The sequence below is a fragment of the Polymorphobacter sp. genome (assembly GCF_048007885.1).
Lineage (GTDB): Bacteria > Pseudomonadota > Alphaproteobacteria > Sphingomonadales > Sphingomonadaceae > Sandarakinorhabdus.
On the sequence record NZ_CP180346.1, the window covers coordinates 894,915 to 915,017 of the forward strand.

15 protein-coding genes and 1 pseudogene are annotated in these 20,103 nt (G+C 65.6%); 4 read left to right on the top strand and 12 right to left on the bottom strand.

The window, feature by feature from the left end:
* Positions 1-167: 167 nt before the first annotated feature.
* Entirely contained in the window at positions 168-962 is a 795-nt protein-coding gene (locus ACMVO5_RS04220) for a CDP-alcohol phosphatidyltransferase family protein (RefSeq protein WP_416908824.1), read from the bottom strand.
* A 13-nt stretch (positions 963-975) separates the two neighbouring features.
* A complete protein-coding gene (locus ACMVO5_RS04225; protein WP_416908825.1) occupies positions 976-1,800 on the bottom strand; it encodes a phosphatidylserine decarboxylase in 825 nt (274 codons plus the stop codon).
* Positions 1,801-1,865: 65 nt separating this feature from the next.
* On the opposite strand from ACMVO5_RS04225, the gene ACMVO5_RS04230 reads away from it, so the two are divergent.
* The 3 genes and pseudogenes from ACMVO5_RS04230 to ACMVO5_RS04240 all read left to right on the top strand — a co-directional run.
* The gene (locus tag ACMVO5_RS04230; RefSeq protein ID WP_416908826.1) at positions 1,866-2,405 is read left to right on the top strand and encodes a TIGR00730 family Rossman fold protein; all 540 of its coding nucleotides are present in this window, start codon (positions 1,866-1,868) and stop codon (positions 2,403-2,405) included.
* Between the two features lie 66 nt (positions 2,406-2,471).
* On the top strand, positions 2,472-3,710 hold the full coding sequence (locus tag ACMVO5_RS04235; protein WP_416908827.1) for an NADP-dependent isocitrate dehydrogenase: 1,239 nt from the start codon (positions 2,472-2,474) through the stop codon (positions 3,708-3,710).
* Positions 3,711-3,740: 30 nt separating this feature from the next.
* Positions 3,741-5,291, top strand: a pseudogene (locus tag ACMVO5_RS04240) (cation:proton antiporter); the annotation flags it as partial.
* A 262-nt stretch (positions 5,292-5,553) separates the two neighbouring features.
* Here ACMVO5_RS04240 and alaS read toward each other — a convergent pair.
* The 8 genes from alaS to dapA all read right to left on the bottom strand — a co-directional run bounded on the left by alaS (position 5,554) and on the right by dapA (position 15,387).
* The gene (alaS, locus tag ACMVO5_RS04245; protein WP_416908828.1) at positions 5,554-8,217 is read right to left on the bottom strand and encodes an alanine--tRNA ligase; all 2,664 of its coding nucleotides are present in this window, start codon (positions 8,215-8,217) and stop codon (positions 5,554-5,556) included.
* 54 nt (positions 8,218-8,271) lie between these two features.
* The gene (locus ACMVO5_RS04250) at positions 8,272-9,108 is read right to left on the bottom strand and encodes a class I SAM-dependent methyltransferase (RefSeq protein WP_416908829.1); all 837 of its coding nucleotides are present in this window, start codon (positions 9,106-9,108) and stop codon (positions 8,272-8,274) included.
* A gap of 17 nt (positions 9,109-9,125) precedes the next feature.
* On the bottom strand, positions 9,126-10,520 hold the full coding sequence (locus ACMVO5_RS04255; RefSeq protein WP_416908830.1) for a dihydrolipoyl dehydrogenase family protein: 1,395 nt from the start codon (positions 10,518-10,520) through the stop codon (positions 9,126-9,128).
* Positions 10,521-10,565: 45 nt separating this feature from the next.
* The gene (gene recA / locus ACMVO5_RS04260) at positions 10,566-11,642 is read right to left on the bottom strand and encodes a recombinase RecA (RefSeq protein WP_416908831.1); all 1,077 of its coding nucleotides are present in this window, start codon (positions 11,640-11,642) and stop codon (positions 10,566-10,568) included.
* Between the two features lie 89 nt (positions 11,643-11,731).
* A complete protein-coding gene (locus tag ACMVO5_RS04265; RefSeq protein WP_416908832.1) occupies positions 11,732-13,342 on the bottom strand; it encodes an ATP-binding protein in 1,611 nt (536 codons plus the stop codon).
* Positions 13,343-13,346: 4 nt separating this feature from the next.
* Entirely contained in the window at positions 13,347-14,009 is a 663-nt protein-coding gene (locus ACMVO5_RS04270) for a sulfite oxidase-like oxidoreductase (protein WP_416908833.1), read from the bottom strand.
* A 5-nt stretch (positions 14,010-14,014) separates the two neighbouring features.
* Positions 14,015-14,497: an SsrA-binding protein SmpB gene (smpB, locus tag ACMVO5_RS04275; RefSeq protein WP_416908834.1), complete on the bottom strand. Its 483-nt coding sequence runs from the start codon at positions 14,495-14,497 to the stop codon at positions 14,015-14,017.
* Entirely contained in the window at positions 14,497-15,387 is an 891-nt protein-coding gene (dapA, locus tag ACMVO5_RS04280; RefSeq protein ID WP_416908835.1) for a 4-hydroxy-tetrahydrodipicolinate synthase, read from the bottom strand. Before dapA ends, smpB begins: the two co-directional genes overlap by 1 nt.
* Before the next feature lie 88 nt (positions 15,388-15,475).
* On the opposite strand from dapA, the gene ACMVO5_RS04285 reads away from it, so the two are divergent.
* A complete protein-coding gene (locus tag ACMVO5_RS04285; RefSeq protein WP_416908836.1) occupies positions 15,476-17,509 on the top strand; it encodes a lytic transglycosylase domain-containing protein in 2,034 nt (677 codons plus the stop codon).
* Here the strand turns inward: ACMVO5_RS04285 and ACMVO5_RS04290 are convergent.
* Entirely contained in the window at positions 17,495-18,304 is an 810-nt protein-coding gene (locus tag ACMVO5_RS04290; RefSeq protein ID WP_416908837.1) for a polyphosphate kinase 2 family protein, read from the bottom strand. The genes ACMVO5_RS04285 and ACMVO5_RS04290 overlap by 15 nt on opposite strands.
* A complete protein-coding gene (aspS, locus tag ACMVO5_RS04295; RefSeq protein WP_416908838.1) occupies positions 18,301-20,082 on the bottom strand; it encodes an aspartate--tRNA ligase in 1,782 nt (593 codons plus the stop codon). The genes ACMVO5_RS04290 and aspS overlap by 4 nt, the downstream gene beginning before the upstream one ends.
* Positions 20,083-20,103: the final 21 nt, after the last annotated feature.

Genomic DNA, 20,103 nt, shown 5'->3' on the forward strand with positions numbered 1-20,103 from the left:
ATGATGAGAACAGATTAAGAACGGAGTGTTGAAATGACCATGGCGATTCTGATGATGATGGCGCTTCTTGCCGGGCTTGCCCTTGTGCTCTCCCTGCTAGGGGCGCACTGGCCCGATGTAACGGCGGCGCTGGCCGGTGAACGCCGGGGACAGCGGCAACGGCGCCTTCAAGCCAGGGGAGATGGCTCGGCCATTCGGGCCTTGGCGCGCGCATAGCTGCGCAGCGCCAGCGGCAAGCTCAGGATATAGGCAAGGCTGAGCAGGGTCAGCGTCATCCACGGGGTCGAGAACAGGCTGCCGGCAAACAGGCCAACGCCGGCCAGCGCCGGCAGCCGCCAGGCCGGCCTCACGCGCACCGCACCCCAGGCGAAGGTCGGCAGGCTCGATGCCATCATCAGCGACACCGCAATGACGATCGGCATCACAACCGCCGCGCGGATCTGAAGATCGGCAAGTGCCGCCGGCTCAAGCCAGAAGGCGACGAACATCGGCGACAGGCTGAGTGCGGCACCAACAGGAGCGGGAATACCGGTGAGAAAGCCGGCGCGCTTGTGGGGCTGTTCGTCCCCGTCAATCTGCGCATTGAAGCGAGCGAGACGCAGTGCACAGGTGACAGCATGGGCCAGCGCAATCACCCAGCCCACGCCCGGCACATGCTGCAGCGCCCAGAGATAGATGATCAGCGCCGGCGCCACGCCGAACGCGGTCAGATCAGACAGGGAATCAAGTTCGGCGCCGAAGCGGCTGGCGCCTTTCAGCAGGCGCGCGATCCGGCCATCAATACCGTCCAGCACCCCCGCCACGATGATCGCCAGAACCGCCTTCTCCCACTCCGCCGCAATGGCGAAGCGCACGGCGGTCAGGCCGAAACACAGCGCCAGCACGGTCACCGCATTGGGAATGAGCGCGCGCATCGGGATGCCGGCCTTGCGGACGCGCGGAGAAGGAGGCGGCGCGCTCATCTGCGCCCTCGCCTCATTGGCCAAGGCCGGCGGGGATTTCGCCCTTGCGGCGGCTGGCAAGCACGGTCTCGCCGGCAACCGCCTTCTGGCCGATCATCACATCGGGCACGAACCCGGCCGGCAGATAGACATCGACCCGGCTGCCAAAGCGGATCAGACCAATCCGCTCGCCGACCTTCAGCACGGCACCTTCATCAACAAAGCGCATGATGCGGCGCGCAACAAGTCCGGCGATCTGCGTGAAGGCGACCCGCTCGCCTCTGTCGGATTCAACGATGAAATACTGTCGCTCATTCTCGTCGCTCGCCTTGTCGAGATCGGCATTGAGAAACTTGCCCGGCACATAGACAACGCGCGTCAGGCGGCCCGCGATCGGCGTGCGGTTCACATGCACATCGAACACGCTCATGAATACCGAGATGCGTGTCACCGGCCCATCGCCAAGGCCGCCCTCGCCGGCAAGCTGGCGCGGCGGCTGGCAGTTGACGATCAGGCTGACCAGCCCATCGGCGGGCGAGACGATGACATCGGGCGAGACCGGCGTGATGCGCACCGGATCACGGAAGAACGCTGCGACCCAGACGGTCACGCCACCAAGCAGCCAAGCCAGGGTGGTGAACCCGAGAATCGGCCCGGCCAGCAGCACGGCGCCCGCAGCGAGCGCCACGAACTTGCGCCCTTCGGGATGCATCGGCGGAAACTTGTAGCGCGCGGACTCGCCCGGCACGAGCGGCAAGGCGGGCTGGGGCGCAGCTTCGCTGGCCGCAACGGGAGCCGGCGAGGCCGGGCGCGAGGTCTGATCATCTTCCATAAAGCGGATGTAGTCATATCGGGGCATATCCGCAATCTTGCGGGGGAGACGATCGGGCGTGACGTCGCCAGGACGATAGGCCATGAAGAGGCATGATATCCTCCCTGCTTCTGTTCTGCGGTTCACGGCCGGGCCATGATCCGGCCCATGCCGCGCTCGCGGCCACGGTCGGTGAGATGTTGGCACGGCGCGGCGTGACCCTCGTTTTCGGTGGCGGTGCCGTGGGGCTGATGGGCGTTGCGGCGCGCGCCTGCCTTGCCAGCGGCGGCCGCGTTGTCGGCGTCATTCCCCGTTTGCTCATGAAGGAAGAAATCGCGCTGGCCGGCGTCAACGAGATGATCGTTGTCGAGACCCTGCACGAGCGGAAGGCTGTGATGCACGCCCGCGCCGACGCCATCCTCGCGCTGCCAGGCAGCATCGGCACACTCGACGAGCTTTTCGAAAGCCTGACGTGGCGTGAACTCGGCATCCACGACAAGCCGATCTGGTTGATGGGCGCGCGAGACTATTGGGCGCCTCTGGTGGCTCTGCTCGCTGCGGTCGCGGAGGCCGGCTTTGCCCCTCCCGATCTCGAGCGGCTGGCAGAAGTGCTGCCAGGCGCAGCCGATCTGGAGGCGAGACTGGGCGTGTGACGGCTGCTGGCTTGACCCTGATGGGGCGCGCCCCCTAGACGGTGACAAACGAAAGCGAGGAACGAGATGGCGACGGTTTCCAAGGGCAGAATCAAGGTTGAGAATCCGGTCGTTGAGCTCGACGGCGATGAGATGACGCGGATCATCTGGCAATGGATTCGCGAGCAGCTCATCCTGCCATATCTTGATATCGACCTGCGCTATTTCGACCTGAGCGTGGAGAACCGCGACGACACCAACGACAAGGTCACCGTCGACTCCGCCAATGCCATTCGCGAGTTCGGCGTCGGCGTGAAATGCGCCACCATCACGCCCGACGAAGCCCGGGTGAAGGAGTTCGGGCTGAAGCGCATGTGGAAGTCGCCCAACGGCACCATCCGCAACATCCTAGGCGGCGTGGTCTTCCGCGAGCCGATCGTCATCAAGTCCGTGCCCCGCCTCGTGCCGGGCTGGACCGACCCGATCGTCATCGGCCGCCATGCCTTTGGCGACCAGTATCGCGCCACCGATTTCCTGGTGCCCGGCCCCGGCAAGCTGACGATGCGCTGGGAAGCGCAGGACGGCTCGGAGACGATCGAGCATGAGGTCTTCGAATACCCGTCCGCGGGCGTGGCCATGGGGATGTACAACCTCGACGATTCAATTCGCGATTTCGCGCGTGCCTGCATGAACTATGGTCTGGTGCGCGAATGGCCGGTCTATCTCTCCACCAAGAACACCATCCTCAAAGCCTATGACGGGCGCTTCAAGGACCTGTTCGAGGAAGTCTATGTCGAGGAGTTCAAGGCCCAGTTCCGCAAGGCCGGCATCGTCTATGAGCATCGCCTGATCGACGATCTGGTCGCCTCGGCGCTCAAATGGTCGGGCAAGTTCATCTGGGCCTGCAAGAATTACGACGGCGACGTCCAGTCCGACATGGTCGCGCAGGGCTTTGGCTCGCTCGGCCTGATGACCTCCATCCTGATGACGCCCGACGGCAAGACCGTGGAAGCCGAGGCCGCCCACGGCACGGTCACCCGCCACTACCGGATGCACCAGGAAGGCAAGCCGACGAGCACCAACCCGATCGCCTCCATCTTCGCCTGGACCGGCGGGCTCAAGCATCGCGGCAAGCTGGACAATACGCCGGACGTCACCCGCTTCGCCGAAACCCTTGAGCGGGTGTGCATCGAGACGGTGGAAGCCGGCGCGATGACCAAGGATCTGGCGCTGCTGATCGGGCCGGATCAGGCATGGATGACGACGGAGCAGTTCTTCGAAGCGGTCCGCGCCAATCTCGACGCGGCGATGTCGGCGGGCGGATGACGCTTCGACCCGTCGAGGGCAGCCGCTGACATGGCGGCCGATCTTCCCCTCGATTCGGTTGATTTCCGCGATATCGCCGTCGTCATCGGTGCTGCCGGGCTGGTCATCCCGGCCTTTTCGGCGCTCCGCATCTCGCCCGTCATCGGCTTCATTCTGGTCGGCATCCTGGTCGGCCCCTACGGGCTGGGCGCGCTCACCGAAGCGCTCCCCGTGCTCATGCCGCTCACCATCTCCAATGCCGAGGCGCTGTTTCCCCTTGCCGAAATGGGGGTCGCGCTGCTGCTGTTCGCGCTCGGGCTCGAACTCTCGAGCGAACGCATCCGCACGATGCGAAAGATCGTCTTCGGTCTCGGCAGCGCGCAGCTCTTCCTCTGCGCGGCCCTGATCGCAGCATTGCTCGCCCCGTTCATGCTCGGGCTGGGCACAACCGTGGCGCTGGCGCTCTGCCTGTCGCTGTCGTCAACGGCCGTCGGGCTGCAATTGCTCAGCAGCACCGGCAAGCTCGGCACGCAAGCCGGCCGCACGGCCTTCGGCATCCTGCTGTTTCAGGATATCGCCATCGCGCCCATCCTGCTCGGCTTTTCCGCTGGCACGGCGGTCGGCGGCTTCTTTGGCAGTCTCGCCGTCTCGCTGCTGGCGCTTGGGCTCATCATTCTCGGCTCGAAGCTGCTGCTTCCCCCGCTGCTGCTGCAGGCAGCGCGCACACGGCGGCCCGAGCTATTCCTGGCGGCAGCTCTGGTCATCCTCATCGCGTCGGGCGCCATCGCCCATGCCGCAGACCTTTCACCCGCCATCGGCACGCTGACGGCCGGCATCATGCTCGCCGAGACAGAATATCGCCGCCAGATCGAAGCGGCGATCACGCCCTTTCAGGGTCTGCTGCTCGGTGTGTTCCTGATCTGGGTGGGCATGCGGCTCGATCTGCCGGCGGTGGCGGCGGCGCCGCTGCTGGTCATCGGCGGCGTGATCACCGTCTGCCTCGTCAAGGGCGGGATGATCTACGCGATCATGCGGCGGGCCCGGCGCAGTCGCGGCGTGGCGAGCCATGTCGCCCTGCTGCTGGCCGGCCCCTCCGAAACCTCGCTCATCCTGTTCGGCGCGGCAACAACGCTCGGCATCATCACCGGCAAGACGGCGGACATCGCCCTGCTGGTGATCGGCTTTTCGCTCAGCATCGTGCCCGTGCTCGGGTTGATCGGGCAGCGTGTGGAGAGCCATTTCGGCACCGACGCGCCCGATGCCGATGCCCATGGAGATGCCAGCAAACAGAAAGCCGAGGCCATCGGCGAAGACGGCCGCACGATCATCATCGGCTTTGGCCGTGTCGGCCGGCTCGTGGCCTCAATGCTCGATGCGCACAGCCAACCCTATCTCGCTGTCGATTCAGACCCGGATACGGTCATCCGCTTCGGCCGGGCGGGGCGCAATGTGGTTTACGGCGATGCAAGACGGCCCGAACTGCTCGAAGGGCTTCATCTGGAACATGCCCGCGCCGTGGTGCTGACCATCGATGCCGTGCAGACCCTCGACACACTGGTCCGCCTCATTCGCGAGCGCTACCCGGATCTCTGCGTCGTGGTGCGCGCGCGCAACTCCGATCATGCCTCGGCGCTCTACCGGTCCGGCGCCACCGATGCTGTCCCGGAAACCGTCGAAATCCTCGCTGCAACTGGCCGAAGCGGTGCTCGTCGATCTCGGCGTGCCCATGGGTCCGGTGATCGCGTCCATTCACGAAAAGCGAGCGGAATTGCGCATCGGCATCCAGCGCGCCGCCGATGGCAAAGGCAGCCGCGCGTTCAGAAGCCCCAACAGCAGCGGAAAAGCCGAAGCCTGAGACGCAGGCTTAGCCGGCCAGAGCGGCACGAATGGCGGCCAGCGCCTCGCTGGCCTTGCTGCCGTCAGGCCCGCCCGCCTGGGCAAAGTCAGGCCGGCCGCCTCCGCCCTGCCCGCCCAGCGCCGCCGAGGCAATCCGCACAAGATCAACCGCCGAGCGGCTGCCAGCAAGATCGTCCGTCACCCCAACCGCAACCGAAGCCCGGCCCTCGTTGAGCGCGATCATCACCGCCACGCCCGAACCAAGCCGGCCCTTGGCCTCGTCAATCATGCCGCGCAGGCTCTTGGCTTCCAGCCCTTCCACGATCTGGCCAAGAAAATTGACCCCGCCAATGCTCTCCGGCGCTGACCCTGCCGCATCGCCGCCAGATGCCGGTCCGGCCATCGCCAGCGCTTTCTTCGCATCGGCAAGTTCACGCTCAAGCCGCTTGCGTTCGCTGACCAGCGCCTCGACCCGCGCCGGCACCTCGTCCGGCCGCACCTTGAGCGCGGCAGCAGCGGTCTTCAGCCGCGCCTCCTGTTCGGCCAGGGCAAGCCGCGCCGCCTCGCCCGTCAGCGCCTCGATCCGTCGCACACCGGCCGAAACCCCGCTTTCGGCAATGATCGTGAACACCCCGATATCGCCGAGCGCATTGACATGGGTGCCGCCGCACAATTCGACCGAATAGGATCTGGGCTGATGCACATCATCCGTGCGGCCCATCGAAAGCACACGGACTTCATCGCCATATTTTTCCCCGAACAGCGCCAGCGCACCGGCCTCGATGGCGGCGTCGGGTGTCATCAGCCGTGTCGATACAGCTGCATTATCGCGGATCTGCGCATTCACATCTGCTTCGATCGCGGCAACGTCCTCTGCCGTCAGCGGACGCGGCTGCGAAAAATCGAAGCGCAGCCGCTCGGGCGCCACCAGTGAACCCTTTTGCGTGACATGGCCGCCAAGCCGGTTGCGCAGGGCGGCATGGAGAAGATGGGTTGCGGAATGATTGGCACGCAACTGCCGACGACGCGCCACATCCACATCAAGCTGCACCGTATCCCCGACCCGCACCGAACCGGCAGCGATTTCGCCGGTATGGACATGCAGCTTGCCGAGCGGCTTGGCTGTGTCGGAGATGGTGATGGACAGACCATTGTCGCCACTGACAGTGCCGGCGTCGCCCATCTGGCCCCCGGATTCGCCATAAAAGGGTGTCTGGTTGGTCAGCAGGCTGATCGTCTCCCCAGCAGATGCCTGGTCCACCAGCGCCCCGTCCTTGATGATCGCCAGCACTTCGCCCTGCGCGCTATGGCTCGAATAGCCGATGAACTCGGTCGCGCCGTGCGCTTCGGCAAGATCGAACCACAGGCTGTCCGACGCCTTTTCGCCGCTGCCCGACCAGGCGGCGCGCGCGGCGCGCTTCTGCTCGGCCATGGCGGCCTCGAAACCGGCTCGGTCGACGCTGAGCCCCTGCGCCCGCAGCGCGTCCTCGGTCAGGTCATAGGGGAAGCCATAGGTATCATAGAGCTTGAAGGCGACATCGCCCGGCAATTCACCGCCGGGCGCAACCGACTTGACGGCGGTGTCCAGCAGCCCCAGCCCGCGCTCAAGCGTCTGGCGGAAGCGCGTCTCCTCCAGCAGCAGCGTCTCCTCGATCAGTGGCTGGGCGCGGACCAGTTCGGGAAAGGCAGCGCCCATCTGGCCGACGAGCGCCGGCACCAGACGGTGCATCAGCGGCTCCGGCGCGCCCAGCAGATGGGCATGGCGCATCGCACGCCGCATGATCCGGCGCAGCACATAGCCGCGTCCCTCATTGGCAGGCAGCACCCCATCGGCGACAAGAAACCCGGCCGATCGCAGATGATCGGCAATCACCCGGTGCGAGGCGCGCGTCTGCGGCGTGGACGGCGCGGTGCGGTCCTCGCTGGCCGCGATCAACGCCTTGAAAGTGTCGGTATCATAATTGTCATGGACCCCCTGCAAAACAGCGGCGATCCGCTCCAGCCCCATGCCGGTATCGATCGAGGGGTGCGGCAGCTCATTTCGCGTGTCGGCGTCCACCTGCTCATATTGCATGAACACGAGGTTCCAGATCTCGATGAACCGGTCACCGTCCTCGTCCGGGCTGCCGGGCGGGCCGCCGGGGATGGCTGGGCCATGGTCATAGAAGATTTCCGAACAAGGCCCGCAAGGCCCGGTCTCACCCATCGACCAGAAATTGTCGGAGGTGGCGATGCGGATGATGCGATCATCGCTGATACCGGCGATCTTCTTCCACAGCGCCGCTGCCTCATCGTCCGTGTAATAGACGGTGACCAGCAGCTTGTCCTTGGGCAGGCCCCATTCGCGGGTCAAAAGGCTCCAGCTATGCTCGATCGCCTGCGCCTTGAAATAGTCGCCGAAGGAGAAATTGCCGAGCATTTCGAAGAAGGTGTGATGACGCGCGGTATAGCCGACATTGTCGAGGTCATTGTGCTTGCCGCCCGCACGAACGCACTTCTGCGAGCTGGTGGCCGTTCGATAGGGGCGCGTCTCCAGGCCGGTGAACACATTTTTGAACGGCACCATCCCGGCATTGACGAACATCAGCGTCGGGTCGTTCTGCGGCACCAGCGGCGCCGAGGGCACCACGGCATGGCCTGCCTTTTCAAAGTGCGAAAGAAAGCTGCGACGGATGTCGTTCGAGGAGATCATCGGCGAGACTTAAGGCTTTGCTGCGTCGCACTCAAGCAGGCGTTGCGGCCCGGCTCAGGCTGACGCCGAGACCAGCCACACAGAGCCGGGAAGCGCGACGCGGCCATCGGCGACAAAGGGCGCATATGCCGCGCGCAGCGCGTTCGCTGCGACTTCGCTCACAGCTTCGCCCTGCTCACGGACAAGGCGCGCGGCAGGGCCGACCCGGAGGCTGAAATCGACTGCATTATCAAGCGCACTGCCCTGCTCGTCATCCTCGCCCAGCAGCATCTCGAAATCGAACCGCGCAAGATCAACGTCCTTCCATCCCGCTTCATCAAGGATGGCGGCGAGACGGTCGGGATCAGCCAGGGCGAACGGGCCCGGCGCATGCGGGTCCTGCGGTTCGGACGGCGGCATCAACGGCGCCAGGGCCTGCATGGGCGCCATGGTCCAGCCATTCTCCTTCGGGCTGCGCCAGCAGACAAAGCGAAGGCGGCCCCCATCGGCGGCGTGGCCGCGAATATTGGCGAAGGCGGCCACCGGATCATCGAAAAACATGACGCCGAAGCGCGACGTGATGAGGTCATAATCCCCGTCGCCCGGCAGCGTCGCGGCATCGGCCTCCTCGAAGGTGGCCAGACTTTCCAGCGCATCGGCGCGCGCCTCGGCGACGGCGAGCAGGGGGCGCGAAATATCAACACCGTGCGCATCCCCAGTCGCCACGGCAAGCGCCAGAGTCGTCTCGCCGCTGCCACATCCGATGTCGAGGACAGCCTCCCCGGGCTGCGGTGCCGCATGGCTGAGCAGCGCCGCGGTGACAGGCGAAAGCGAACGGTCCAGACGCGCCTGCAGGGCCGCCCATGTGCGGCCGGCATCAGCGTTCCAATATTCATGCATGGCTTCGTTCATGGCCATGCCTTAGCGCTTCATGGCAGGTGCTGGAAGAGCCGAGTGAGACGCCGCATCATTGGCGAGAACAGCGCTGCCTGGCCCGGCTGTTCGGCAGCATGGCGAAGCGCTTCGACAAAGGTCGGATAGGCGAATGTCTGATTGGCGAGATCCGCGAGGCTGAGCCTGCCACTAACCAGAAAACTGGCCAGCGCCAGAATCTCGCCGGCGCGCGGGCCGACGATCGTGACGCCCAGCACCTGGCTGCCGCGCGCGACGATCTTGACGAAGCCGCAGGTGTCGGCCTCGGTCACGGCGCGGTCGTTGTGATCGAAATCATGGCGGAAAATGTTGATGTCAGCGTGACGCTGCCGCGCTTCTGCCTCGGTCAGCCCGACCTGCGCCAGCTCGGGATCGGTGAAGATGGCCGCTGGCAGGGCGGTGTAGCTCTTGCGCTTGCGGAATGGAAACAGCGCGTTCTGGATGACGGTGCGGGCATCCTGATCGGCCGCATGGGTCAGGCGCGGGCCTTCACGGCAGTCACCAACGGCATAAATGCGCCTGTTGCTGGTGCGCAGAAAGGCATCGGTGACAATGCCGCCCGGGCCTGTCATCACCCCGGCTGCCTCCAGCCCATAGCCCGTGGTGCGGGCGCGGCGGCCGGTCGCGACGAGCACATGGCTGGCCGAAATCGCCTCTCCACTGGCAAGCGTCAGCGTCAGATTCGTCCCCGTTCCCGACGCCTTTTCGACGGTCGCATGCGTGTGAATGGTTACACCCTCCGTAACCATCCGCGGCTCGAGAATTGCGACGGCGTCGGGGTCGGCGCGGCTGAGCAGGGTGGAATTGGCGATGAGGGTGACGGGGACGTTCAGCCTGGCGAAGGCCTGGGCAAGCTCGCATCCGATGACGCCGCCGCCGATGATGGCGAGATGGCTGGGGGTCTCGTCAAGGCTGAAGATGCTGTCATTGGTCAGATAAGGCACGGCATCCAGACCCGGGATCGGGGGAATCGCGGGGTCGGAGCCTGTGGCAATGGCGATGCGGCGGGCGGTGACGCTTCGGCCACCGATCTCCAGCGTTGCGGGGCCGGTGAAGACCGCACGGGCGAGAACGACTTCGACCCCGAAGCCTTCGAAGCGTTCGGGCGAATCGTGCGGCTCGATGGTCTTGATGGCGGCATCGAGGTGCGCCCGCGCCTCGACCCAGCGCTGGGGACCGCCGCCGCGCGCCAGAGCCGCCTGATGGATGATCGCCTTTGAGGGCACGCAGCCGGTGTAGAGACATTCGCCCCCCAGCCGGTGCTGCTCCACCAAAAGCACATCGGCGCCGAGCTGGGCCGCGCCGCCAGCGGTGACCAGCCCCCCTGCGCCGGCCCCGATGACGATGAGATCATAATGGCTCTTGCCGGGCTGGCTGCGATTGCGGGTCACAAAGTCTCCATTGCGTGACCCTGTTCGCAGCCGGGCCCGGCGGCGTTACATGTCGTCGGTGTCGTCCTCGGCGTCAGGGCCGGACATCATCGCCTCGGCAATCCCGGCCGCGTTGCTGCGCACGACCTTCTCGATCTTGTCAGCCATATCGGGGTTGTCGCGCAAATACTTCTTCGCATTCTCACGGCCCTGGCCGATCCGGATCGAATCATAGCTGAACCAGGCGCCGGACTTCTCGATGACGCCGCCCTTGACGCCCAGATCGAGAATCTCGCCAAGCTTGGAAATGCCTTCGCCGTACATGATATCGAACTCGACCTGCTTGAACGGCGGAGCGACCTTGTTCTTGACCACCTTGACCTTGGTGGTGTTGCCCACGACCTCGTCACGGTCCTTGATCTGGCCCGTGCGCCGGATGTCGAGGCGGACGGACGCGTAGAATTTGAGCGCATTGCCGCCCGTCGTCGTCTCCGGATTGCCGTACATGACGCCAATCTTCATGCGCAGCTGGTTGATGAAGATGACCATGCAGCGCGAACGGCTGATCGAGCCGGTGAGCTTGCGCAGCGACTGGCTCATCAGCCGCGCCTGCAAGCCGACATGGCTGTCGCCCATTTCGCCCTCGATTTCCGCGCGCGGCACCAGCGCCGCCACCGAATCGACGACCAGCACATCAATGGCATTGGACCGCACCAGCGTATCAACGATTTCCAGCGCCTGCTCGCCGGTGTCGGGCTGCGAGACGATCAGCTCGTCGATGTTGACGCCCAGCTTCTTGGCATAGCCGGGATCGAGCGCATGTTCGGCGTCGACAAAGGCCGCAATGCCGCCGCCCTTCTGCGCCTCGGCGATGGCATGGAGCGCCAGTGTGGTCTTGCCCGAACTCTCGGGACCATAAATCTCGATCACCCGGCCGCGCGGCAGGCCGCCAATGCCAAGAGCGATATCAAGGCCGAGCGAGCCGGTGGAAATGGCCTCGACTTCCATCGCCTCGCGCTGGCCGAGCTTCATCACCGAGCCCTTGCCAAACGCCCGGTCGATCTGTGCCAGCGCTGCATCCAGCGCCTTGGCCTTGTCTGATCCGCTCATGCCCCCGTCCAATACCTTGAGTGTTGCTGCCATGACCCTGTCCCCTTCGTAAACGACTGCCAAGATGCGTCAATGGCACGATTCGTACCGTAAATGTTCCAGAAGAACAAGGGGAGAACGTATCAGCCCGAAGCCGGCGCTGCTATGCGGGCGGTGTCGAGCGCTGCAATCAGCTCCGAAAGCGCGAAAGGCTTGGCGATAAAGCCGATTCCGGCCGCATTGGCGGCCTGATGGAGCGGCGGCTCGGCAAATCCCGACATCAGAAGCACCGCGAGATCGGGCCGCATGACCCGGGCGCGGGTCGCCAGTTCGACCCCGTCGATGCCGGGCATCATCACATCGGAGAGCAAGGCCTTGATGCCCGGATTGCGCGACAGTTCGGCCAGCGCGGCCTCGGCGTCGGCGACCGCATGAACGGCAATTCCACTTCGCGCGAGGCCGCGGGCAAGCACATCGCGAACCGCCATCTCATCTTCGACAAGGAGGAGTTGATGGCCTGCCAGCGGCGGCGAAAGGCCGGGACGCTGCAGCGGCTGATCGACAGCGACTTTTCTCTTCAATGGCCCATATGCGGGAAGATAGATGCTGAAGATCGTACCCCTGGGCCGGGCAGGCCGGGCGAAGATGAAGCCGCCACTCTGCTTGACGATGCCATAGACGGTGGAAAGACCGAGGCCGGTCCCTTCCCCCATTCTCTTCGTGGTAAAAAATGGTTCGAAGATCTTGCCGGCAATGGCCGGCGGAATCCCGCTGCCGTCATCCTCGACCTCAATCGCGACATGATCGACATGGGGCATGATCGCATGGCCGAGCGCCGGGACCTTGGCAGCCGGAACCTCGGTCAGGCGGATCTGAAGTCGCCCTTCGAACCGGTTGGTGCGCCCGTCCTGAGCCTCGATCGCCATGGCGTCGCGGGAATTGACGACGAGATTGACGATGATCTGTTCGATCTGGCCCGGGTCGGCGCGCACCGCGCTCTTGAGACCGCCGTCATCAAAGTCGAGCGCGATCCCGCGCCCGGTCAGCTGGGCGAGGAGCGGCCGCAGGCCGTGCAGCAGTTCGGCCAGGTCGAGCAGTTCGGCGCGCTGCGGCTGGCGGCGGGCAAAGGCGAGCAGCTGGGCCACAAGGGCTGCGGCACGCTTGCCATTGCGGCGGATTTCATCGGCGGCCTGATGGTCTTCGTCATCGGCCGGGTGACGTTCGATAATCTGGTCGGACAGCGCCAGAACAGCGGTCAGGATATTGTTGAAATCATGCGCAATCCCCCCGGCAAGCTGGCCAACGGCCTGCATCCTTGTGGCGGCCTGGACCTGGGCTTCGAGCCGCCGCTGCTCGCGCACATCGCGCAGCCCGATCATGCAGGCGACACCAAGGCCAGGCGGCACCGGCGCAATGGTCAACAGCTGTTTTTCATTGGGCCGGGCCGCGAGCGCGGCGCTGATCTCGGTGCTGCCGGCGGCGCCGGTGATCACGGCGCGAATGGTGGCGGAGACAAGCCGGCGATCTTCAGGCGCGATCAGGGACAGTGGATCCATGCCGATCAGCGATTCCGAGCCGAGGGTGGCGCTGAGCGCCGCATTGCCGCCGATGATGCGCCCTTCAACATCGAGCACCGCGACGGCCAGCGGCAGGTCTTTCATCAGTTCGCCAACCCAGGGGTTGAGCTGGCCTTCGGCATAGGGGGCGGGCCAACCGCCGGGAAGCTGGCCCGGAAGATGGGAGGAGGTGGTCACCGGCTCAGCTATAACGCTGTTCGCGCCATGGGTCGCCCTCATTGTGATAGCCGCGCACTTCCCAGAAGCCGGGCGCATCATCGCGGCGGACCTCGATGCGGGTCAGCCATTTGGCGGATTTCCAGAAATACCAGCGCGGAATGACCAGCCGCACCGGGCCGCCATGCTCGCGCGAGAGCGGCCGGCCGTCATGGCTATGGGCAAGCAGACAATCCTCGCCCGCGAAATTCTCCAGCGTCACATTGGTGGTATAGCCATCGGCGCCGTGCAGCACGAGGTGGCTCGCGCCGGGCAAGGGCTGAACCAGCGCCAGCAGATGCTGGGTGGAGACCCCTTGCCAGCGATTGTCGAATCGCGACCATTGGGTGACGCAGTGGATATCGGAGACATCCTCGATCTGCGGCTGCGCCATCAGCGTCTCGAAATCCCAGTCGAGCGGGGTCTGCACCGCGCCGTCCACGCGCAGCCGCCATTCGGCCTTGGAGATGCTCGGCTGCACGCCGAGATCGAGCACCGGCCAGTTGGTGACCAGTCGCTGGCCGGGCGGCAGCCGGTGCTCATGCGCCTCGTCGGGGCTTCCTGTGAGCAGCCGGCCGGCCCTGGCCCAGGCCTGCTTCACCGCGACCAGTTTCTCCTTGAAGCCGCTGCTTTCTGTATCATCGGACATGATGTTCAGCCCTTTTCGCGCATCAGCCGGGCGGCGTCCCGCTTCCAGTCTCTTTCCTTGATGGTTTCGCGCTTGTCGTGAAGCTTTTTGCCGCGCCCCAGCGCCAGCTCGACCTTGGCGCGGCCCCGGTCGTTGAAATAGACCGACAGCGGGATGATGGTCATGCCCTGCCGCGCCACGGCGCTGCCCATGCGCTCGATCTCGCGGGCATGGAGCAGCAGCTTGCGCGGCCGCTTGGGCTCATGGTTGAAGCGGTTGCCATGGCTGAACTCGGGGATATTGGCGTTGACCAGCCACATCTGGCCGTCCTTCACCTCGGCATAGGCCTCGGCGATCGAGCCTTCGCCGCCGCGCAGCGCCTTGACCTCGGTGCCGGCGAGCGCGATTCCGGCCTCGGTCGTGTCCTCGATGAAATATTCAAAGCGGGCGCGGCGGTTTTCGGCGACCGTCTTGACCTTGATGCCGGTGTTGCCCTTGGGGCGGGCCATCAGAGCAGGCCGGCATGAACGAGCGCCGCATCGACCGCGGCGCGCGCCGCCTCTGACGGCTCGATGATCGGCAGCCGCACCTCGCCCTGCATCATGCCGAGGCGCGCCAGCGCATATTTGGCCGGGCCGGGGCTGGTGTCGGCAAACATGGCGTCGTGCAGCGGCCAGAGCCGGTCGTTGATGGCGAGGGCTGTGGCATAATCGCCGTCGCGCATCGCCGCCTGCATCTGGGCGCACAGGCGCGGCGCGACATTGGCGGTGACCGAAATCGCGCCGCGCCCGCCCAGCGCATTGAAGCCGAGTGCCATGTCGTCATTGCCCGAGAGCTGGATGAAATCCGGCCCGCACGCCGCCCGCTGCGCCGAAACGCGGCCAACATTGCCGGTCGCATCCTTGATGCCGATGATGTTGGGCAGCTTGGCGAGATGCGCGATGGTGGCGGTGGCCAGGTCAGCGACCGAGCGGCCGGGGATATTGTAGAGAATGATCGGCAGGCGCGTGGCCTCGGCAAGGGCGGTGAAATGGGCGATCAGACCGGCCTGGCTCGGCTTGTTGTAATAGGGCACGACCAGCAGCGCGGCATCGGCCCCGGCGGCTTCGGCGCGGGCGAGGTGCATCCGCGCGGTGGCGGTGTCGTTGGAGCCGCAGCCGGCGATGACCGGCACACGGCCCGCTGCAACCGCAACCGTGCGGGCGATCACGGCGTGATGTTCGTCATGAGTCAGCGTCGGGGATTCGCCGGTGGTGCCAACAGGGACAAGGCCATGGCTGCCTTCCGCAATCTGCCACTCAACGAAGCGGTCGAGTGCGGCCACATCGACCTCGCCGCCCCGCATCGGCGTGACAAGGGCGGGCATCGAGCCCCAGATACGGGAGAGATCGAGGGTCATGGTTCAGCCTATACCCGCAGACCGGCCGGGCCTATGCTGGCCGCCTGCGCTTGTGTTTCGGCTGCGTGATATGGAGTGAGAGGGCGTGATGTCCAGTGTCCAGTGTGTTTTTGGCGGTCTGGCCCTGACAGCCCTGGTGGCGTTTTCCCCGGCTGAGGCCCAGATTTCGGAGGCCTCGAAGGCGGTTTACCGGGCCAGGCTGGCCGATAATGCCGCTGGTCGGTTCGACCGTGTCTCGGCGAGCCCGGTTGCGGCTTCTGCTGCGGTGCCCATTCTCGATGCGGTGGTGACATGGGACCGGCTGCGCCGCGAGAATGCGCGCGCCAGCTTCGCCGAGATTTCGCGCTTCATGCTGGACAATCCGACATTCCCGCAATCGGTCGTGCTGCGCCGGCTGGCGGAAAAGGCGCTGGATGAGACCGCGCCGGCGCAGGATGTCATCGCTTTTTTCGAGCGCTTTGCGCCGTTGTCGGCTGCCGCCAAGCTGAAGCTGGCGCAGGCACAACTGGCGCGTGGCCAGCGCGCCGCCGCCATCGCCACGGCGCGCGACGCCTGGGATTCGGCCGGGCTTGATGAGGCGGAGGAGGGCACGCTGCTGTCTGCTTTCGGCACCGAGCTGCGGCCGCAGGACCATCTCGGCCGCGCCGAGCGGCTGCTGTGGAGCGGCCAGATCACCGCTGCCGGGCGGCTGCTGCCGCGGCTCGACATGGACCGGCGGCTCTGGCTGCTGGCGCGCATCGCGCTGCATGGGGGCCCCGCTGGTGCGGAAGCGCGGCTGGCGGCGGTGCCCGACGCGCTGCGCATGGACCCGGGGCTGGTCCGTGACGAGGCGATCTGGCTGCGCCGGCAGGGGCGCCTGAGCGAGGCCAAGGCCCTGCTGATCCGCAGCCGCCCCAAGGGCGATGACGTTTTTGACAAGCAGGCCTGGCTTGCGACCCGGCTTGAATTTGGCCGCGCCGCCTGGCGCGCGGGGGACCCTGCCAGCGCCTATGCGATCCTCGCCGGGCATGGCAGCTACAGCGCCGGAACCGACCTCGCAGCGCAGCCGCTTTCAGAGCGGGTGCCCTTTGTCGAGGTCGAATGGCTGGCGGGCTGGCTGGCGCTGCGCAAGCTGGGCCGCGCGCGCGATGCAGTGGCGCATTTTCAGGCGATGACGGCGGCTTCGCAGACCCCGCTCAGCCAGTCCAAGGGCGATTACTGGACGGCGCGCGCGCTGGAGGCGGCGGGCGATGCCGCGGCCGCCAATGCTGCCTATGCCCGCGCGGCGCTGCATCCGGACTATTTCTATGGGCAGCTGTCGCTCGAAAAGCTGGGGCAGCCGATCACCATCAAGGCCGCGCCCGAGCCGGCGCTGGCGGCGGACCGGCTGAACACGTTCCGCGCCGAGCCGCTGGTGCGCGCACTCGAAGCCGTGACCGCGCTGGAAAACCGGGACCTGCAGAACCTGTTCATGCGGCAGCTCGTCAGCCGCGCCGAAACGCCTGAAGATCATGCGCTGGTGGCGGCCATGGCCGAGCGGATCGGGCGGCGCGATCTTGGTGTGATGGCCGGCAAGTCGCTGCGCGGCATGGGGAGTGCGGCCGGGCCTTATGAAGCGGGCATCCCGCTCTATGATGCCGCCTGGCCGGTGCTCGATCTGCCGGGCAGCCTGGCTGGTTCGCGGGTGATGATCCATGCGATCTCGAGGCAGGAGAGCCTGTTTGACCGGACTGCACGCTCAAGGGCCAATGCGCTGGGGCTGATGCAGCTGCTTCCGGCCACCGCCGCCGAACAGGCGAAGAAGCTGGGGCTTGCACCCTCGACCGCCCGGCTGACCAGCGATCCGGTGTTCAATGTGCAGCTGGGCAGCGCCTATTTCAGCCGGCTGCGCGAGAGCTTTGGCAGCACGGTGCTGGCCGTGGCCGGCTATAATGCGGGGCCGGGCAATGCGCGCAAGTTCATCGCGCGAAACGGCAACCCGCGTGAGGCCGGCACCGATGTGATCGACTGGATCGAGTCGATCCCCTTTGCTGAAACCCGCAGCTATGTGCAGCGGGTGCTTGAAAATGCAGTGGTTTATGAGGCGCAGTTCGGCGGAACGCCGGTGCCGAGCCGGGTGCTGGGCGGCTCAGTCGCCGGTTGAGGCGGCCGCCGCACGCGCCTTCTTGCCCAGCGCGGCCTCGGCAACCTTGAGCACGGCTTCGGGCACGTCCGGATAACTCAGGTCAACGCCTGTTTCGAGCTGCGCGATCATCGCCTCAAGGCCATGGATTCGCGCGGTCTTCTTGTCGTTCGCCTCGATCACCGTCCATGGTGCGATGCTGGTCGAGCAGAAATCGAACATGTCGTGATAGGCTTCGAGATAGGCCGCGCGCTGGCTGCGGTTGTGATAATCATCAAGGCCGGTTTTCCAGCGTTTCCAAGGCTTTGCCAACCGGTCGAGCAAGCGCCGGTCCTGCTCCTCCTGCGTGGTGTGGAGAAAGATCTTGATGATGCGCAGGCCGTCAGCGGCGTGCAGCGCCTCGAACTCGTTGATCTCGTCATAGCCGCGCTTCCACACCGGCCCCGGCGTCAGCCCGTCCACCCGCTCGACCAGCACCCGGCCATACCAGCTGCGGTCAAACACGGCGATTTCGCGCGCCGCCGGCAGGCGCTGCCAGAAGCGCCAGAGATAATGATGCGCCAGCTCCTGCTTGCTCGGCGCGGCGATCGACCAGACCTTGGCGAAGCGCGGATCGAGCGGCGCCACGAAGCGCTTGATCAGCCCGCCCTTGCCGGCCGCATCCCAGCCCTCAATGGCGATCGCGGCCTTTCGGCCCTGCTGGATATAGGCGGCCTGCACCTTTTGCAGCTGCCGCTGCAGCGCCGCCAGCCGGGGCTCGTAATCGTCGCCGTCGATCTCGTCGCCGGTCTCGAACTGGTCGAGCCGGAGGCTCATTCCACCGTCCGGATGTGCAGTTCACGAAGCTGCCTAGCGGTCACCGGGCCGGGCGCGTTCATCATCAGATCCTCGGCCCGCTGGTTCATCGGGAAGACGACGACTTCGCGGATGTTGGGTTCATCGGCAATCAGCATCACGATCCGGTCAATGCCCGGTGCCGAGCCGCCATGCGGCGGTGCGCCAAACTTGAAGGCGTTGATCATGCCCGAGAAATCCTCGTCCACTTGGGCGCGTGTATAGCCTGCAATCTCGAACGCCTTGTACATGATCTCGGGCTTGTGATTGCGGATCGCGCCCGAGCTCAGCTCGACGCCGTTGCACACCACATCATATTGAAAGGCGAGGATATCGAGCGGATCCCTGGTTTCCAGCGCCTCCAGCTCGCCCTGCGGCATGCTGAACGGGTTGTGGCTGAAGTCGATCTTGCCGGTCTCCTCGTCCGCCTCGAACATCGGAAAGTCGACGATCCAGCACAGCTTGAAGGCATTCTGCTCGATCAGGCCCAGCTGCTCGGCAATGCGCGTGCGCGCCTGGCCTGCGAGCTTCGCCGCAGCAGACGGCTTGCCGGCGGCGAAGAAGCATCCATCATCGGGGCCAAGGCCCAGCGCCTCATAGAGCGCCGCCATGCCCGCCTCGCCGTGATTCTTGGCAATGGGGCCACCAAACTCCCCGCCCTTGCGGGTGACATAACCAAGCCCGGCATGGCCTTCGGCGCGCGCCCATTCGTTCATGTCATCGAAGAACTTGCGGCTCTTGTCGGCGGTGTTCGGCGCGGGCACGGCGCGCACCACAAGCCCCTGTTCGACCAGCTTGGCAAACAGCCCGAAGCCCGAGCCGCGGAAATGTTCGGTCACATCCTGAATGATCAGCGGGTTGCGCAGGTCCGGCTTGTCGGAGCCATATTTCAGCATCGACTCTGCATAGGGAATGCGCGGAAACGGCCCCTTGGTCACCGACCAGGGCGTGCGCCCGCCAAAGCCGGCAAACTCCTCGAACACGCCGCCGAGAACAGGCTCAAGGGCTGCAAAAACATCGTCTTGCGTCACAAAGCTCATTTCAAGGTCGAGCTGGTAGAACTCGCCGGGCGAGCGGTCGGCGCGCGCATCCTCGTCCCGGAAGCAGGGTGCGATCTGGAAATAGCGGTCAAAGCCGGCGACCATCAGCAGCTGCTTGAACATCTGCGGCGCCTGCGGCAGCGCATAGAATTTGCCCGGATGCAGCCGCGCCGGCACGAGGAAATCGCGCGCGCCCTCGGGGCTGCTGGCCGTCAGGATGGGGGTCTGGAATTCGGTGAAGCCCTGCTCGGTCATCCGGCGCCGGATCGAGGCGATGACGCCCGAGCGCAGCATGATATTGGCGTGAAGCCGCTCGCGGCGCAGGTCGAGGTAACGGTAACGCAGCCTGATCTCTTCGGGATAATCGGCATCGACAGCAACCGGCATCGGCAGCTCGGCCGCAGCCGACTGGACGATGACCTCGCGCGCCCGGATCTCGATCTCGCCAGTCGCCAGCGCCGCATTGATGGTGCCCGCCTCGCGCGCCACGACTTCGCCGGTCACGGTGATCACCGATTCGAGGCTGAGCCGGTCAAGGATGGGAAAGGCCGGCGATGAGGGATTGGCGACGATCTGGGTCAGGCCGAAATGATCGCGCAGGTCGAGAAACAGCACGCCACCATGATCGCGCTTCTTGTGGACCCAGCCCGACAGGCGGACCGTCTGGCCGACATCGCCGGCGCGCAGCGCGGCGCAATTGTGCGTTCGATAGGCGTGCATGAAAAGTCCGTTCCGGCTTGA

Bases quoted from the DNA above. Each gene is read 5' to 3' on its own strand.
- ACMVO5_RS04220 (WP_416908824.1), bottom strand. From the start codon at position 962: ATGAGCGCGCCGCCTCCTTCTCCGCGCGTCCGCAAGGCCGGCATCCCG.
- ACMVO5_RS04225 (WP_416908825.1), bottom strand. From the start codon at position 1,800: ATGCCCCGATATGACTACATCCGCTTTATGGAAGATGATCAGACCTCG.
- ACMVO5_RS04230 (WP_416908826.1), top strand. From the start codon at position 1,866: ATGATATCCTCCCTGCTTCTGTTCTGCGGTTCACGGCCGGGCCATGAT.
- ACMVO5_RS04235 (WP_416908827.1), top strand. From the start codon at position 2,472: ATGGCGACGGTTTCCAAGGGCAGAATCAAGGTTGAGAATCCGGTCGTT.
- alaS (WP_416908828.1), bottom strand. From the start codon at position 8,217: ATGATCTCCTCGAACGACATCCGTCGCAGCTTTCTTTCGCACTTTGAA.
- ACMVO5_RS04250 (WP_416908829.1), bottom strand. From the start codon at position 9,108: ATGAACGAAGCCATGCATGAATATTGGAACGCTGATGCCGGCCGCACA.
- recA (WP_416908831.1), bottom strand. From the start codon at position 11,642: ATGGCAGCAACACTCAAGGTATTGGACGGGGGCATGAGCGGATCAGAC.
- ACMVO5_RS04270 (WP_416908833.1), bottom strand. From the start codon at position 14,009: ATGTCCGATGATACAGAAAGCAGCGGCTTCAAGGAGAAACTGGTCGCG.
- smpB (WP_416908834.1), bottom strand. From the start codon at position 14,497: ATGGCCCGCCCCAAGGGCAACACCGGCATCAAGGTCAAGACGGTCGCC.
- dapA (WP_416908835.1), bottom strand. From the start codon at position 15,387: ATGACCCTCGATCTCTCCCGTATCTGGGGCTCGATGCCCGCCCTTGTC.
- ACMVO5_RS04285 (WP_416908836.1), top strand. From the start codon at position 15,476: ATGTCCAGTGTCCAGTGTGTTTTTGGCGGTCTGGCCCTGACAGCCCTG.
- ACMVO5_RS04290 (WP_416908837.1), bottom strand. From the start codon at position 18,304: ATGAGCCTCCGGCTCGACCAGTTCGAGACCGGCGACGAGATCGACGGC.
- aspS (WP_416908838.1), bottom strand. From the start codon at position 20,082: ATGCACGCCTATCGAACGCACAATTGCGCCGCGCTGCGCGCCGGCGAT.